Source organism: Agromyces cerinus, from assembly GCF_016907835.1.
GTDB lineage: Bacteria > Actinomycetota > Actinomycetes > Actinomycetales > Microbacteriaceae > Agromyces > Agromyces nitratus.
Map to the genome: position 1 here is coordinate 2783255 of NZ_JAFBCT010000001.1, position 15056 is coordinate 2798310.

Annotated in this window: 13 protein-coding genes; 6 read left to right on the plus strand and 7 right to left on the minus strand. The window is 70.2% G+C overall.

What is annotated here, in order from left to right:
• Positions 1-7 precede the first annotated feature (7 nt).
• Complete coding sequence (locus JOE59_RS12970) at positions 8-1384, plus strand: NAD-dependent succinate-semialdehyde dehydrogenase (protein ID WP_204461041.1); 1377 nt, start codon at positions 8-10, stop codon at positions 1382-1384.
• Positions 1385-1433: 49 nt separating this feature from the next.
• Here the strand turns inward: JOE59_RS12970 and JOE59_RS12975 are convergent, their stop codons facing one another.
• The 5 genes from JOE59_RS12975 to JOE59_RS12995 all read right to left on the minus strand — a co-directional run bounded on the left by JOE59_RS12975 (position 1434) and on the right by JOE59_RS12995 (position 6016).
• Positions 1434-2252: a hypothetical protein gene (locus tag JOE59_RS12975; RefSeq protein ID WP_204461042.1), complete on the minus strand. Its 819-nt coding sequence runs from the start codon at positions 2250-2252 to the stop codon at positions 1434-1436.
• A gap of 57 nt (positions 2253-2309) precedes the next feature.
• Entirely contained in the window at positions 2310-3020 is a 711-nt protein-coding gene (locus JOE59_RS12980; RefSeq protein ID WP_204461043.1) for a winged helix-turn-helix transcriptional regulator, read from the minus strand.
• A gap of 10 nt (positions 3021-3030) precedes the next feature.
• The gene (locus tag JOE59_RS12985; RefSeq protein ID WP_204461044.1) at positions 3031-3492 is read right to left on the minus strand and encodes a VOC family protein; all 462 of its coding nucleotides are present in this window, start codon (positions 3490-3492) and stop codon (positions 3031-3033) included.
• A 135-nt stretch (positions 3493-3627) separates the two neighbouring features.
• On the minus strand, positions 3628-4257 hold the full coding sequence (locus tag JOE59_RS12990) for a hypothetical protein (protein WP_204461045.1): 630 nt from the start codon (positions 4255-4257) through the stop codon (positions 3628-3630).
• A gap of 91 nt (positions 4258-4348) precedes the next feature.
• On the minus strand, positions 4349-6016 hold the full coding sequence (locus tag JOE59_RS12995; protein WP_307837069.1) for a PucR family transcriptional regulator: 1668 nt from the start codon (positions 6014-6016) through the stop codon (positions 4349-4351).
• A gap of 111 nt (positions 6017-6127) precedes the next feature.
• Between JOE59_RS12995 and JOE59_RS13000 the strand changes: the two genes are divergently transcribed.
• The 3 genes from JOE59_RS13000 (at position 6128) to JOE59_RS13010 (ending at position 10849) form a co-directional block, all read left to right on the plus strand.
• Positions 6128-7693 carry a CoA-acylating methylmalonate-semialdehyde dehydrogenase gene (locus tag JOE59_RS13000; RefSeq protein ID WP_204461047.1) on the plus strand — a complete coding sequence of 522 codons (1566 nt, stop codon included), beginning with the start codon at positions 6128-6130 and terminating at the stop codon, positions 7691-7693.
• A 78-nt stretch (positions 7694-7771) separates the two neighbouring features.
• On the plus strand, positions 7772-9184 hold the full coding sequence (locus tag JOE59_RS13005) for an aspartate aminotransferase family protein (RefSeq protein WP_204461050.1): 1413 nt from the start codon (positions 7772-7774) through the stop codon (positions 9182-9184).
• A 150-nt stretch (positions 9185-9334) separates the two neighbouring features.
• Positions 9335-10849: a flavin monoamine oxidase family protein gene (locus JOE59_RS13010; RefSeq protein ID WP_275581166.1), complete on the plus strand. Its 1515-nt coding sequence runs from the start codon at positions 9335-9337 to the stop codon at positions 10847-10849.
• Here the strand turns inward: JOE59_RS13010 and JOE59_RS13015 are convergent.
• On the minus strand, positions 10746-11504 hold the full coding sequence (locus JOE59_RS13015) for a Pr6Pr family membrane protein (protein ID WP_204461052.1): 759 nt from the start codon (positions 11502-11504) through the stop codon (positions 10746-10748). The genes JOE59_RS13010 and JOE59_RS13015 overlap by 104 nt on opposite strands.
• Before the next feature lie 86 nt (positions 11505-11590).
• The gene (locus tag JOE59_RS13020) at positions 11591-12295 is read right to left on the minus strand and encodes a FadR/GntR family transcriptional regulator (RefSeq protein ID WP_204461054.1); all 705 of its coding nucleotides are present in this window, start codon (positions 12293-12295) and stop codon (positions 11591-11593) included.
• A gap of 195 nt (positions 12296-12490) precedes the next feature.
• Here JOE59_RS13020 and JOE59_RS13025 point away from each other — a divergent pair, with 195 nt between their 5' ends.
• Complete coding sequence (locus JOE59_RS13025) at positions 12491-13705, plus strand: aminotransferase class V-fold PLP-dependent enzyme (RefSeq protein ID WP_307837070.1); 1215 nt, start codon at positions 12491-12493, stop codon at positions 13703-13705.
• Positions 13706-13759: 54 nt separating this feature from the next.
• A complete protein-coding gene (locus tag JOE59_RS13030; RefSeq protein ID WP_204461058.1) occupies positions 13760-15055 on the plus strand; it encodes an ABC transporter substrate-binding protein in 1296 nt (431 codons plus the stop codon).
• Position 15056: the final 1 nt, after the last annotated feature.

The window sequence follows — 15056 nt, forward strand, 5'->3', positions numbered from 1 at the left end:
TCAGAGAATGGCGAAGTACCGAGTACAGAACCCCGCGACCGGCGAGATCGTCGAGACGTTCGAGTCGGCGACCGACGCGCAGATCGAGCAGACGCTCGCGGCCGCCGACGGCGCGTACCGCGAGTGGCGCGAGCGCAGCGTTCAAGAGCGCGCCGCGGCGGTGAAGCGCGTGGCCGAGCTGTTCGAGGAGCGCAAGGAGGAGCTCGCCCGGCTCATCGCCCTCGAGATGGGCAAGTCGCTGGCCGAGTCGATCGACGAGGTCGAGTTCGCGACCGCGATCATCGACTACTACGCCGTGTACGGGCCGGGCCTGATCACCGATCAGGAGATCCCGAGCACGATCCCCGGCAAGGCGATCATCGAGCAACTGCCCGTGGGGGCGCTGCTCGGCGTGATGCCGTGGAACTTCCCCTACTACCAGGTCGCCCGCTTCGCGGCGCCGAACCTCGTGCTCGGCAACACGATCATCCTGAAGCACGCCGACATCTGCGCGCGTTCCGCCCTGACGATCCAGGAGATCATGGAGGAGGCCGGGGTCCCGGTCGGCGGGTACCAGAACGTGTTCGCCTCGCACGACCAGATCGCGACCATGATCGCCGACCCGCGGGTCCAGGGCGTCTCGCTCACCGGGTCCGAGCGGGCCGGCGCCATCATCGGCGCGCAGGCGGGCCAGCACCTGAAGAAGTGCGTGCTCGAGCTCGGCGGCATCGACCCGATGGTCGTGCTCGACGCCGACGACGTGGCGAGTGTCGCGAAGGCGGCTTGGGACTTCCGCGTCTACAACGGCGGCCAGGTGTGCAACTCGAACAAGCGGATGATCGTGATGGACGACATCTACGACGAGTTCGTCGCCGAGCTGCGCCGTCTCGCTGACGGGCTCGAGCCGGGCGACCAGCTGGACCTCGGCGAGGGACAGTACGCGCCGATGTCGACCCGCGTCGCCGCTGAGACCGTGAACGCCCAGGTGCAGAAGGCCGTCGCCGCGGGCGCCACGCTCGAGGCCGGCGGCGTGCTGTCCGACGGCCCCGGCGCCTACTACTCGCCCGCCGTGCTGACGGGCGTGCCCCGCGACTCCGAGTCGTACCGCGAGGAGATCTTCGGCCCGGTGGCGACGGTCTACCGCGTGCACAGCGACGAAGAGGCGCTCGAGCTCGCCAACGACTGCGACCTCGGCCTCGGCGGCTCCGTGTTCTCGACCGACGAGGCCCGCGCCTCCCGTGTCGCCTCACGACTCGAGGTCGGCATGACGCACGTGAACACCATCGCGGCCGAAGCCGCCGAGCTGCCCTTCGGCGGCGTGAAGCGCTCCGGCTTCGGGCGCGAGATGGGCCCGGTCGGCATCGGCGAGTTCGCCAACCGCCGCCTCTCGTTCGTCGCCAAGTAACGACGCCTCCGGAGCCGAGATCGGGTGCGGTGATCGACGCCGCACCCGATCAGGCGCCCTCCGTCACGATCTCCACCTCGAGGTCCGTTCCGAGGCTCAGGAGTTCGGTGAGCGCCGACGCCACTGCGAGGTCGTCTCCAGTGATCACGAGGTGGACACTTCCGGCCTCGAGCGTGGCCTCGGCCAGGTCGACCGTCGCACGTGCTTGATCGAACGCGTCGAATTCGGCGGCGAGATCGGTGCCCGGCGCTGACATCGCCGAGAAGCTCGAGGGGAAGGACCATTCAGTGCTCGTGACCGGCGACGTGCGGTCGGCGACGGCGGATTCGACGTAGGCTCCGACGTGGGCGCTCTCCGCAATCTCCATGCCCGGTGCTCCGGCGATGGACTGGGCCCGGGCAGTGACCGACTCGAGCGCATCGGCGTCCGCCGCGGTGAGCACCACGAACCCGTAGGACAGCTCGCCCTCGACGTCAGCGGCCCACAGCGACTCGGCTGCGTCGAGTCGCGCCGTGTTCACGGCGCGATCGTCCGTGATCGCGACCGAGAGCCCGTGGTACTCGATCGATGCGCCCCAGGTGACCACTCGCGAATCGACGGCGAGGAAGGCGCCGAGTTCGTGTCCGATCTCGGCGGCGCGATCGGAGCTCGCAGCATCGGACACCTCGATGTGCGCGTCGCTCGAACCCATGAACGGAAGGTTGTTCGACGCCGACGTGAACACCGACTCGATGTCGGGAACGTCGGCGAACCTCGCCTCCAGTCGATCGGTTCCGGCGGAACCGGCGTTCACCGCACATCCCGTGCAGGCGAGCGCGAGCAGCACGACGGTCGATGTCGCGAGCAGGCGGCGAGGTCTCGAGCGCATCGTCGGAGTCTATCCACGGCGCCGGGCGGAGACGCGCTGCCCGGGCCGGCAGACGCGCTACGCCGCCGCGGCAGCGACGTCGGTCGACGGTCCCACCGGCTCGATGCGGAAGGTCAGCCCGAACCGCTCGACCAACCCGTCGCCGCCCGCGAGCACCGTCGCGCCGGTCGTGTCGCCGGCCAGCACCCCGCGGAGCGCCACCGGGTCGAACTGCAGTTCGAGCACGGCCGACGGCACCGGCTCGAACACCGAGCGCCGCTGCGGCTGCGGAAGCGCCCCGGCGCCGACCGGCACCACGTCGAGCGTGCCGCCGACGACGATCGCGGACACCGAGACATCCGCGACATGCAGCACGTACTCGGTGGGGGGCAGTGACGCCGCGGCATCCGCTCGGAATGCGGCGCGGAGCGCGACGGCGAGCGCATCGTGGGTGACCGTCTCGCCCGCGGCGGGCTCGCCGAGCACCGACCAGCCCCACCGCTCGAGCGCGATGACGACGGGTTCGAGCGCCCGGCCGAGCGGCGTGAGCTCGTAACCGCCGCGCACCGTCGGCAGGCGGCGCACGACGCCCGATTCCTGCAACTCCTTGAGTCGGTCGCTCAGGATGTTGGTCGGGATGCGCGGCAGCCCCGCCTTCAGGTCGCCGTACCGGCGCGGGCCGACGAGCAGGTCGCGGACGATGAGCAGCGCCCATCGGTCCCCGACCCGCTCGAGAGCACGGGCCACTCCCCCGTACTGGCCGAAGCCGCGCGCTCCGCGTGTCGCCATGCGGTGCGCGTCAGGCCGTGGCCGACGGCGCAGCGGCGCCCTGGCCGGCCATGTAGACGTCGGGGCCCTGCTCGGCCGCCGTCGGCTCCATGAAGAGGAACCCGAGGATGTTGCCGTCGGGGTCTTCGAGGTCGCGCGAGTACATGAAGCCGTAGTCCTGCGCCTCACGCGGCTCGCTGCCACCGGCGGCGAGTCCCTTGACGAGCACCGCGTCGACCTCGTCGCGCGAGTCGCGGGTGAACGAGATGCTCGTCTGCGCGTGCGTCTTCGTGTCGATGATCTGCTTGTCGGTGAAGGTGGCGAGGTAGTCGCGCGTGAGCACCATGAAGTAGATGTTCTCGTCGAGCACGACGCACGCGGCGTTCTCATCGGTGAAGAGCGGGTTGATGCTGAAGCCCAGCGCCTCGTAGAAGCTCTTCGAGCGCTCGAGGTCGGTGGTGGGCAGGTTCACGAAAATGCTGGTCGCGGTCATGATCGCCTCCAAGGGATCGTCAGTGATTACCGGATGATTCGCTCCTAGCTTGCTCTTTGCAAGTGCACTTGTCAATAGCAAGTGAACGACCATACCGGTACACCCCGACGATCGGGCGAGCGCCTCCCGGCGAGATCAGCCGCAGAGCTCCTTCGGCGGGAACTGGAGTGCGGAGGCCCCGATCTGCGTCACCACGCCATCGCGCAGGCTGAACACGAGCCACGACCCGTCGTCATCGGCCACGGCGTACGCGTTCGTGTCGGCCGGGTACGGGATCACCGTTTCGGCGATGCCCGGGTAGGCGGCCTGCACCTCCGCGAGCGTCGCACCGAGCGCGATGCCGGCGATGGTCGACGGCGACGCCGTGTCGGCCGCGTCGCCCGCCGCCCAGACCTGCCGGATCGTGTCGCCGTCGGCTTCGAGGCCGACGTAGATGGTGGGCGAAGCGTCAGCGGTGAAGGACACGGCCGACGGGCACAACGTCTCGACGGTCATTCCCGCGAGCTGCGCTTCGACGGCTCCCCAGCTGGCCCCGCGTTCGACCGCACCGATGCCGGCCGAACCCGCGACCCACGTCGACATGTCAGCGGGATCGAGCGGTTCGGGGCTCGGGGCGGCGACCGGCTCCTGCGATGCCGGAGCCTCGGCCGACGGCGTCGGCGACGGCGTCACGGGCGACGCGGCCTCCGACGACGGGGCGCATCCCGAGAGGGCCACGAGGCCCCCGATGACGACCATCAGCGCTGCACTGCGCACGACGTTCATTTCCACTCCTCGAACGAGAAGCCGACCCGATCGGCCGGCGGCCGAACGGCCGAACGTCGGCAGTGGCGCAACACTACAGCCGACGGTCGGCTCAGCGCACGACACTCCGCCGCACGAGCAGCGCGAGATGCAGCGCCGTCAGGGTCTCGCCGTCATCGAGGTCGACGCCGAGCAGATCGCCGATGAGCGCGAGACGCTGGTAGAACACCGAGCGCGACAGATGCGAAGCGGATGCCGCGGCCGTGCGGTTGCCCGGATGCGCGAGCACCGCGCCGAGCACGTCGAGCAGATCGCCCTTGCGAGCGAGGTCGTAGTCGATGAGGGGCTCGAGCATGCGCTCGCCGTGCTCGAGCAGCCGGTGATCGTCTCGGAGCGCGGTCACGAGGCGCATCAACGGGCGGTCATCGGAACGCCGCAGCACCGGGCCGCGGGCCGAGCGCCGCGCCGGACCCCGGGCCAGGTCGATCGCCTCCTGCACCGACCCGAGCAGGGCATCGAGGTCGCTCGCCTCCGAGCCGATCGAGAGCACGAGCCGGTCGAGCATCGCCGAGTCACCCGCGGCGAGCGCTGCGGCGAAGGTTCGCAGCGATGCGTCGTCGAGCGTGCGCGAGGCCGGCAGCGAGAGCACGACGATCGTGGCCGACGGTGCGGCGGCGCTCTCGGGAGCCGCCCCGGCGAGCGCCCGCCCGCCGAGCTCGCGTGCCGCAGCATCCGCTGCCGCCGCAACCGCACCGCCGGTGACCACGACGCCGAAGAGGCGAGCACCCTCGAGCGGCAGGCCGGCGGCCTCGATGCGCGCCGAGGCGGCGGGCAGACCCGCGAACCGGCCGTCGAGCAGTCCGTCGACGAGGCGCTGGCGCCCGATGCGCACCCACTCGTCGGCCGCGCCGTCAGCGAGCCTGCCGAGGGCGAGTGCGATCGCGCCCTGCTCGAGCACGCTCGTGCGCCCGGCCGGATGCGCCGGCCCCGGCAGGGCGATGAGGTGGCCCCAGCGGATGCCTCGCGCCTCGACCGGCACGATCAGCCACTCGTCGGCCGCGACCCCGCTGCCGAGACGTCGCTGCTCGTCGTGCCGTCGATGCGCGGCCCTCGACCGGGTCTCCCAGCGGGTGAAGAGCTCGATCTCGGCGGCGAGCGGAACCTCGGCGGCCACGACCTCGTGGGCGAGGTTCTCGAGCACCACGGCGGCGCCGAGCGTCTGGGCGAGCTGCTGCACGATGAAGTCGGGCGGCGAGCCGCGCAGCGCGAGGGCGGTGAAGCGTTCGCGCACCTCGTCGCGAGCGCGGAGGGCCGCCGTCTGCACCGAGATGATGCGGCTGTGCACCGCCTCGGTCAGTGCGACGAACTTGACCTCGCGGTGCAGGGCGACGAGGGCGAGACCGTGCTCGCGTGCGGCCGACTCGACGACGGCCGGCACGTAGCGGTAGTGCACGCCGAGTTCGAGCACGAGTCCCGCGATGCCCACGTCGACGAGGCCCCCGATGAACGCGGCGAGCTCCGCCGGTTCGGTCGGCCAGCCCGATCCCGTGGTGAGCAGCAGCTCGCCGCCGTTCAACAGCCGGGCGACTCCCGCGCTGTCGGAGACGTGCGCCCAGCGCACGTGCGCGTCGAGCGCGTCACCGCCGGAGAGCACCTCGGGGATGCCCTGGGCGACCGCGGGGATCGTGAGGATCTCGCGCACGGTCGGGAGGCCGTCGTCGGCCGGCTCGAGCACCGGACGGTTCGTCTGAATCGCCTCATCTTCGCGACGATCTGCCACCGGATTCGCCTTTCTTCCTCTGTCACACTGAGACTACGAAGCCTAGTCGACGTCGGCCATTCTGTCCGATGCCGGCCCGACGACCGCCGCACATCAGTGAAGGAACTGCCAATGAGCATCACCGAGACCGCTTCCTCGCCCGCATCGGCCCCCGAGGTGCCAGTGATCGGACACTGGGTCGACGGCGCGCTGCGCGCCTCGACCTCGGGCCGCACGGCCTCGGTGTACAACCCGGCCACGGGCGCCGTGCAGGCCGAGGTCGCACTGGCTGACCAGGCCGAGATCGACGCGGCGATCGCGTCGGCGCAGGCCGGTTTCGAGGTGTGGAGCGGCTACTCGATCGCGAAGCGGCAGGGTGTGCTGTTCTCGTTCCGCGAGCTGCTGAACTCGCGCAAGGGCGAGCTCGCGGCCATCATCACCGCCGAGCACGGCAAGGTCGTCTCCGACGCGATGGGCGAGATCCTGCGCGGCCAGGAGGTCGTCGAACTCGCCACCGGGTTCCCGAACCTGATCAAGGGCGCCTTCTCCGAGAACGTCTCGACCGGCATCGACGTCTACTCGCTGAAGCAGGCGCTCGGCGTGGTCGGCATCATCAGCCCGTTCAACTTCCCCGCCATGGTGCCCATGTGGTTCTTCCCCATTGCGATCGCCGCGGGCAACGCCGTGATCCTGAAGCCCAGCGAGAAGGACCCGTCCGCCGCGCTCTGGATCGCACAGCTCTGGTCGGAGGCAGGCCTCCCCGACGGCGTGTTCACCGTGCTGCAGGGTGACAAGCTCGCCGTCGACGGCCTCCTCACCTCGCCCGTCGTGCAGTCGATCTCGTTCGTCGGCTCGACGCCGATCGCCCAGTACATCTACGAGACCGCGTCGAAGCACGGCAAGCGCGTCCAGGCACTCGGCGGAGCCAAGAACCACATGCTCGTCCTGCCCGACGCCGACCTCGACCTGGTCGCCGACCAGGCGGTGAACGCCGGGTACGGCGCCGCCGGCGAGCGCTGCATGGCGATCTCGGTCGTGCTGGCCGTCGAGCCCGTCGCCGACGAGCTGATCACCAAGATCAGCGAGCGCATCGCGAAGCTGAAGATCGGCAACGGCGCAGGCGTCGACGGCGTCGAGCCCGACATGGGGCCGCTCATCACCGACGTGCACCGCGACAAGGTCTCCTCCTACGTCGACATCGCCGAGAGCGACGGGGCGACGATCGTGGTCGACGGTCGCGGGTTCACCGTCGACGGTCACGAGGACGGCTTCTTCTTCGGCCCGACCTTGATCGACAACGTGCCCACCACCTCGCGTGCGTACACCGAGGAGATCTTCGGCCCGGTGCTCTCGATCGTTCGCGTGGCGAGCTACGACGAGGGCCTCGACCTGATCAACTCCGGCCAGTTCGGCAACGGCACCGCCATCTTCACCAACGACGGCGGAGCCGCACGCCGCTTCCAGAACGAGGTGCAGGTCGGCATGATCGGCATCAACGTGCCGATCCCGGTGCCCGTCGCCTACCACTCGTTCGGCGGCTGGAAGCAGTCGCTGTTCGGTGACGCGAAGGCCTACGGCACCCACGGCTTCGACTTCTTCACGCGTGAGAAGGCCGTGACCAGCCGCTGGATCGACCCGGCCACCCGCAACGACTCCGCGCACGGCGGCATCAACCTGGGCTTCCCCCAGAACCACTGATCATCGTTCGCTGAGCCTGCCGGAACGGACGCCCACGGCGTCCTCCGGCAGGCTCGCCGACCTCTTGGAGCATCCGTCATGACCGACACCATCACCGCCGGGACCGAAGCCGTCCACACCGACCGTTTCGGCACGGTGCACCCGCTGCCCGACGCCGCCGCCGAGGCGCAGGTGCGCGCGGAGGACCGCGCGCACGTGTTCCACTCGTGGAGCGCGCAGGCGCTCATCGACCCGCTGCCCATCGCCGCAGGCGAGGGCTCCACGTTCTGGGACTACCAGGGCAACGCGTACCTCGACTTCTCGTCGCAGCTCGTGAACCTGAACCTCGGGCACCAGCACCCCGACCTCGTCGCCGCCATCCAGCAGCAGGCGGGTCGCCTCGCGACCATCCAGCCGTCGATGGCATCGGATGTCCGCAGCGAACTCGCGCGTCGCATCGCCGAGGTCGCCCCGGGCGACCTCGACAAGGTGTTCTTCACCAACGGCGGCGCCGACGCCAACGAGTACGCCGTGCGCATGGCGCGCGCCGTCACGGGTCGCCGCAAGGTGCTCTCGATGTACCGCAGCTACCACGGCGGCACCGCGACCGCGATCTCGCTCACGGGCGACCCGCGCCGTTGGGCGAACGAGCCGTCCGACGGTTCGGTCGCGCACTTCATGGGCCCGTACGCGTACCGGTCGTCGTTCCACTCGGAGACCCCCGAGCAGGAGGCCGAGCGCGCGCTCGCCCACCTCGAGCAGCTCATCGTGCTCGAGGGCGCGAACACGATCGCCGCCATCATCATCGAGACGATCGTCGGCACGAACGGCGTGCTCGTGCCGCCGCCCGGCTACCTGCAGGGCGTTCGCGCACTGTGCGACAAGTACGGCATCGTCTACATCGCCGACGAGGTCATGGTCGGCTTCGGCCGCATCGGCGAGTGGTTCGCGGTGAACGCGTTCGACGTCGTGCCCGACCTCATCACCTTCGCGAAGGGCGTGAACTCGGGCTACGTTCCGCTCGGCGGCGTGGTGATCTCGCAGAGGATCGCCTCGCACTTCGACACGGTCTCGTTCCAGGGCGGCCTCACCTACTCGGGCCACCCGCTCGCGTGCGCCGCAGGCGTCGCGACGTTCGAGGTCTTCGAGCGCGACGGCATCCTCGAGCGCGTGCGCGACCTCGGGTCGCGAGTGGTCGAGCCGCGCCTCCGCGAGATCGCGGCGAAGCACCCGTCGGTCGGCGAGATCCGCGGTGCAGGACTGTTCTGGGCGATCGAACTCGTGCGCGACCCTGCGACGCACGAACCGCTCGTTCCGTTCAACGCGGGCGGAGCGGATGCCGCGCCGATGGCGGCCGTCGCCGCCGCCTGCAAGCAGGCCGGCCTGTGGCCGTTCATCCACTTCAACCGGATGCACGTCGCACCGCCGCTCGTCATCACCGAGGAAGAGCTCGTGCGCGGGCTCGACATCATCGACGAGGCGCTGACGATCGCCGACGGCTACGTCGTCTGACGCGTTCACTGACGCGTTCTCGCTGACGCGCCCTGCCCGATGCAGGGGATTCCGCGGACACGGGCTCTCGAGCCCGATCGCGGGATCCCCTGCATTTCGTCGTTGCGGGGCTGCCGACCGGCACGGGGGCCGTCGACTAGCCTGAATCCCATGGACTCACGGGCGGCGCCCGGCGGCATCGGCCGGCGAACCTTCATCGCCGCCTCGCTCTCGGGGTTCGCGACCGTCGTGCTCGCGAGCTGCACCTGGCCCGAGCCCGCCCCGAGTCCGCTGCCCTCGACGGCTCCACCGACGACCGCGCCGCCCGCACCGACGAACGGCGTGCCCCTGCCGACGGCGATGCGACGCTCGCGCTGGGGCGCCGAACCGTTCTCGCGCGGGGCGTTCAGCTTCGACTCGGTCGGCAGCACGCCCCAGCTCCGTCGGGCCCTCGGCGAGCCGGTCGAGGAGCGCCTCGTGTTCGCCGGAGAGGCGACCGACCCCGACCGATACGGCACGCTCGAGGGCGCGCGCGCCTCCGGCATCCGCGCCGCCGCCGACCTCGTGAGGCTCGGCACCGCCGGCGAGCGCGTCGCCGTCATCGGGGCCGGCCTCGCCGGGCTCACCGCGGCGCGCGAGCTCGTCGACGCGGGCTTCGAGGTCGTCGTGCTCGAGGCGCGCGACCGGTTGGGCGGGCGCATCCACAGCACGGATGCCCCGGGCTTCGACACCCCCGTCGAACTCGGCGGCGTGTTCACGGGCGACGACGACGCACTGCTCGACGCACTGCACGAGGCATCCGTCGACACCGTGCCGTTCACCGCAGAGGTCTCGGCGACGACGGAGGCCGGGCTCCGGGTCCCGATTCCGGCGACGGGGCCCGACGCCGTCGCGACCGCGCAGGAGTGGGCGGCGACGCAGCCTCACGACGTGTCGCTCGCGGCGGCACTGACCGGCTCGGGGGCGACGCCGCTCTCGGCGGTGCCCGATGACGCCGGAGTGAGCCCGGCCGACTGGCTCGCGCACACGATCAACAGTGGGATCGCACCGTCGACCGGTGCCGTCACCTCCGCGATCTCCGCCGCCCAGTTCGACGCGAACCGCATGGATCAGCTCGGCGACCTGGTGACCGGCCGCCTCTCCGACCTCGTCGACGCACTCGCCGAGCCGCTCGAGATCGCCGTGTCGAGCGTGGTCACGAGCATCGCCTACACCGATCGCCGGGTCAGCCTCCGCCTCGACTCCGGGGAGTCGCTCACGGCCGACCGCGCCGTCGTCACCATTCCGCTCGGGGTGCTGAAGACCGACACGGTGCAGTTCAGTCCGACGCTGCCGCTCATGCACCAGCGGGCGATCTCGGTGCTCGGCATGGGCATGGTCGACACCGTGTGGCTGCGCTTCGACGAGGCGTTCTGGCGAACGGATGTCGCGGTGCCGCCCACTGCCCCGGGCGACGATGACGTCGACGGCGACTCCCCCGGACTCACGACCCCGAACCTGCTCACCGTCGTCGGCGAATTCTCCCCGGTCGCCACGTGGGTCGACGTCGGCCTCGCGAGCGGCGAGCCGATCCTGCTCGGGCTCATCGCTGCCGCACAGGCGACTCGACTCGAAGCGCTCGACGATCCGTCGTTCCAGGCCGAGGTGCTCGAGGCGCTCGCGCCCTTCGCCACAGCCACCGGTTGACCGCGACGAGGCCGGCCGTGATCGAGACGAAGATCACGAGCACGAGCAGGCAGTAGAGGGCGACGCCCGCCGGCCCGCCGACCTGCGCCTCGTCGAGGAAGAAGTACGGGTACCACCCGACGTCCGCCCCGCGGAACAGCGTGTAGACGAGCCAGATCGACGGGAAGACGAGCACCCAGCCGATGGTCGACCACGGCACGCGCGGGTTCACGGCCATGATCGCGTCCGTCGTCCACGCGATGAGGGCGAGCGCCGGCACGATGAAGTGCAGCACCGTGTCCGACCACGGCACCTCCATGCGGTAGTCGCGGGTCGAGGCCTGCGCGACGATGACGGCGAACACGATGCCGGAGACGAGCACGTACACCGTGACCATCGTGCGGAGGATGCCGAGCCACTCGGGGTCGCGCGGCGTGAGCAGGGCGAACGCCGCACCGATCACGAGGGTCACGACCGCGGCGAAGGCCGACTGCACGGTGAAGTAGCTGAAGAAGTTCGCGGTCGCGAAGAGCCGGAACCCGAGCACGTACTGGAAGTTGCCGATGAGCGCGACGACCTCGAGCGCCGCGATCGTGAGCCGGAAGACGCCGAGCCACCGTCTGGCCCGCTGCACCCGCTGCGCCTCGTCAGCGCTGGTGCGTCGCGAGCCGGCCATGCTGCAACGCTAGCCGCCTCACCTCGGTGAACCCGGCCGAACCGGAGCGCGCCGGCCCGCTCGCCGACGAGACGGCCTCGGCGCCGTCAGCTCGCAGCGGGCATGGTCCGTGCGACCGGGGCCGGACGGTGGGTGCGAAGCCACTGCTCGGTCTGCGCGACGTGCGCCGCGGCGGCGGCCTCCGCAGACGCCGGGTCGCGATTCACGAGCGCGGCGAGGATCTCGCGGTGGCCGCGATCGCTGACCTGTTTCATGTCGGGCCCGGAGGGGAGATCGAAGACCTGGTAGGCGCGGGACCGCGACCGGAACGTGCGAAGGAGCTCGACGAGGGCCGCATTGCCCGCGAGCTTCGCGATCGTCTCGTGGAAGAGCGCGTCGAGCTCGGTGCCCTGCTCCCCTTCGCGTGCCTCGAGCTCGTCGAGGATGTCGCGGAGCTCCGTCGCACCGTCGTCCGTCATGCGTGCCGCGGCTTGGGCGGCGGCATGGGACTCGAGCACCCGGCGCACCTCGTAGAGCTCGATGAACGCGTCGAACGGCATGAGTTCCACGGTGAGGCTCAGCGCGCCGATGATGTTCGCGGGTTCGAGTGCGGAGACGTAGGTTCCGGATCCGTGGCGCGATTCGATCACGCCGAGCGCGTCGAGCATGCGCACCGCTTCTCGGAGCGACCCGCGCGAGACGCCCAGCCGCTCGCAGAGTTCGGCTTCGGGCGGGAATCGCTGGCCGGGCGCGAGTTCGCCCGACGCGATGATGTGCCGCAGTCCGTGGAAAGCGTCGTCGATCGCGCTCATGCTGTTCGTCTCCTGGTCGGCGTCGGGCCGTGCTGATCAGCTTAGAGGGCAGGCCTTGGCACTAGTCATCTTATGACTTTGCGGTTATAGTCGCCGTTGTCGGCTCTCGAACATCGAAGTACACAGAGTCATCTAATGTCTTCCCTGGGAAGCGTCCGACCTCACACCCTGATGACGACAAGGACGACCGCACCAGTGACCACCGCAGCGCCCACCGCCCTCGCCTTCGCCGACGGCTCGCCCGCCTCGACCGGCTGGACTCTCAGCGACACCGCGCTGCACACGAATCACGGATCGTTCGGCGCCGTGCCGCGGCGCGTGCAGGAGGAGCAGAACCGCCTCAGGGCCGTCATGGACGCCGGGCCGGTCGACTGGTTCTCGACGCTGCCCGCACGCGTCGGCGACGCCCGCCGCGCGATCGCCGGAATCGTCGGCACCGCCCCGGAGCACACCGCCCTCGTGCCGAACGCGAGCGGCGGTGCGAGCGTGGTCTACAACAGCCTCACGGCGGAGCCCGGCGCCGAGATCGTCGTCACCGATCACGGGTACGGGGCGGTCACGATGGGTGCCGAACGGGCCGCGCGCCGCTGGGGCGGTCAGGTCGTGACCGCACGGGTGCCGCTCGACGCGACTCCCGCCGAGGCGCATGAGCGCATCATGGCCGCCTGCAGCGACGCGACGCGACTGATCGTCATCGACCACATCACCTCGGCGACGGCGCGATTCCTGCCGGTGCGCGAGGTCGCGGCATCCGCTCGGCAGCGCGGGATCACGACCCTGGTCGACGGCGCCCACGTGCCCGGACTCTACGACGCCCCGCTCGACGGGCTCGACTGCGACGTCTGGGTCGGCAACCTGCACAAGTTCGCGTGCTCGCCCCGTGGAGCCGCCGTGCTCGTCGCCAGTGGAGAGCTGCGGCACGAGCTGTTCCCCCTGATCGACTCGTGGGGCGCCCCCCACCCGTTCCCCGAGCGTTTCGACACCCAGGGCACCCTCGACCAGACGAGCTACCTCACCGCACCCGACTCGTACGCGTTCATCGACGAGCACTGGGGATGGCCGGCCGTGCGCGCGTACATGACCGAGCTCGCCGACTACGCCGAGACGCTGATCGCCGACGCGTTCGCTGCACGCACGGGTGAGGACCACCGCGTCGACGTCGGCGCGCCCGTGAACGCCCTGCGCCTCGTGCGCCTGCCCGCCGGACTCGCCACGACCCACCCCGAGGCGGATGCGCTGCGCGACCGGGTCGTGCGGGAGTTCGGCGTCGAAGCGGCGTTCACGAGCTTCAACGGCATCGGCTACTACCGCCTCTCCACCCACGCGTACAACACGGCGCGCGACTTCGAAGCGTTCGTCGACCGCTTAGTCCCGACGCTCTGCGAACTCGCCGTGGCTGCGCCTCGCTGAACTGAACACCCCACCCCCGAAGAAGAACTGCACCCACCAGAAATGAGGAGACGAATGGCCAACGGAAAGGTCCTGACCGGGCTCGGCATCGGCTTGGCGGCAACCCTCGCCTTCAGCGGATGCTCCGGCGCCGCTGACGACGGCACGGTCACGCTGCAGATGGTCGAGAGCTTGACCAACCCGGCACGCACCGAACTGCTCGAGACGCTCATCGACGAGTTCGAGCAGGAGAACCCCGGCATCGAGGTGGAGCTGGTCTCGCCGCCCACCGATCAGGCCGACCAGAAGATCCAGCAGATGCTGCAGTCGGGCACGGGCGTCGACGTCCTCGAGGTGCGCGACCTCACCGTCGGTCCGTTCTCGACGAACGGATGGCTTGCCGACATGGGGCCCGAGTTCGAGGGCTGGAAGGGGTGGGACGCCCTGACCGACAACGCGAAGAACGTCGCGACGGCCGGTGGCAAGACCTACTTCATCCCCTACGGCTTCTACGGCATCAGCCTCTTCTACCGCACCGACCTGGTGGAGGAGGCCGGATTCGACGGCGCACCGGTGAGCTGGGAGGACCTGCTCGAGCAGGCGTCGGCGATCCAGGATCCCGAGGCGAACACTTACGGCTACGCGTTCCGCGGCGGCACGAACGGCTACTCGAACGCCGCCCTCGTGATCGAGGCCTACGTGGCCGACGACCTCGACCTCGAGAACGCGTACCGGTTGAAGAACGGCGACTCGATGTTCTCGGCGCCCGAGGCGCTCGACGCGATGGAGCTCTACATCGATCTCTTCGAGCAGGCATCGCCGCCCTCGTCGGTGGCATGGGGCTACCCCGAGATGGTGGAGGGCTTCTCGAACGGCTCCACCGCGTTCCTGCTGCAGGACCCCGAGGTCATCGCGGCGGTCGAGCAGTCGACGGCCATCACCGCCGACCAGTGGACGACCGCTCCCATGCTCGTCGGGCCGAGCGGCACGGCGATCCAGCCGCTCGCCACCGCGGGCTGGGGCATCGCCGAGGCGAGCGAGCACCGGGCGGAGTCGGCGAAGCTCATCCAGTTCCTCTCCGAGGGCGACGCCTCGATCCGCTTCACCGAGGGCAACAGCCTCGTCCCGATCCTGAACGGCGCCGACGAGGCGGAGTTCTACAAGACCGGCGCGTGGGAGAGCTACCTCACCATGAACGAGCAGCCCGAGACGTACATCACCGCCGTGCAGCCGCGCGGTGTCGCCTGGTGGACCGAGTGGGCCGACAAGGCCGACGCCGAACTGCAGCAGGTGCTCATCGGCCAGCTCACGACCGAGGAGCTCCTCGCCAGCTGGGATGCCTACTGGACCGAGAAGTGGGCTGCCGAGTAGG

What these genes read in the sequence shown, in the direction of transcription:
- JOE59_RS13020 (WP_204461054.1), bottom strand. Translation starts at nt 12,295, where the DNA reads ATGAGCGCGATCGACGACGCTTTCCACGGACTGCGGCACATCATCGCG.
- JOE59_RS12985 (WP_204461044.1), bottom strand. Translation starts at nt 3,492, where the DNA reads ATGACCGCGACCAGCATTTTCGTGAACCTGCCCACCACCGACCTCGAG.
- JOE59_RS12975 (WP_204461042.1), bottom strand. Translation starts at nt 2,252, where the DNA reads ATGCGCTCGAGACCTCGCCGCCTGCTCGCGACATCGACCGTCGTGCTG.
- JOE59_RS13000 (WP_204461047.1), top strand. Translation starts at nt 6,128, where the DNA reads ATGAGCATCACCGAGACCGCTTCCTCGCCCGCATCGGCCCCCGAGGTG.
- JOE59_RS13015 (WP_204461052.1), bottom strand. Translation starts at nt 11,504, where the DNA reads ATGGCCGGCTCGCGACGCACCAGCGCTGACGAGGCGCAGCGGGTGCAG.
- JOE59_RS13010 (WP_275581166.1), top strand. Translation starts at nt 9,335, where the DNA reads ATGGACTCACGGGCGGCGCCCGGCGGCATCGGCCGGCGAACCTTCATC.
- JOE59_RS13030 (WP_204461058.1), top strand. Translation starts at nt 13,760, where the DNA reads ATGGCCAACGGAAAGGTCCTGACCGGGCTCGGCATCGGCTTGGCGGCA.
- JOE59_RS12980 (WP_204461043.1), bottom strand. Translation starts at nt 3,020, where the DNA reads ATGGCGACACGCGGAGCGCGCGGCTTCGGCCAGTACGGGGGAGTGGCC.
- JOE59_RS12970 (WP_204461041.1), top strand. Translation starts at nt 8, where the DNA reads ATGGCGAAGTACCGAGTACAGAACCCCGCGACCGGCGAGATCGTCGAG.
- JOE59_RS12990 (WP_204461045.1), bottom strand. Translation starts at nt 4,257, where the DNA reads ATGAACGTCGTGCGCAGTGCAGCGCTGATGGTCGTCATCGGGGGCCTC.
- JOE59_RS13005 (WP_204461050.1), top strand. Translation starts at nt 7,772, where the DNA reads ATGACCGACACCATCACCGCCGGGACCGAAGCCGTCCACACCGACCGT.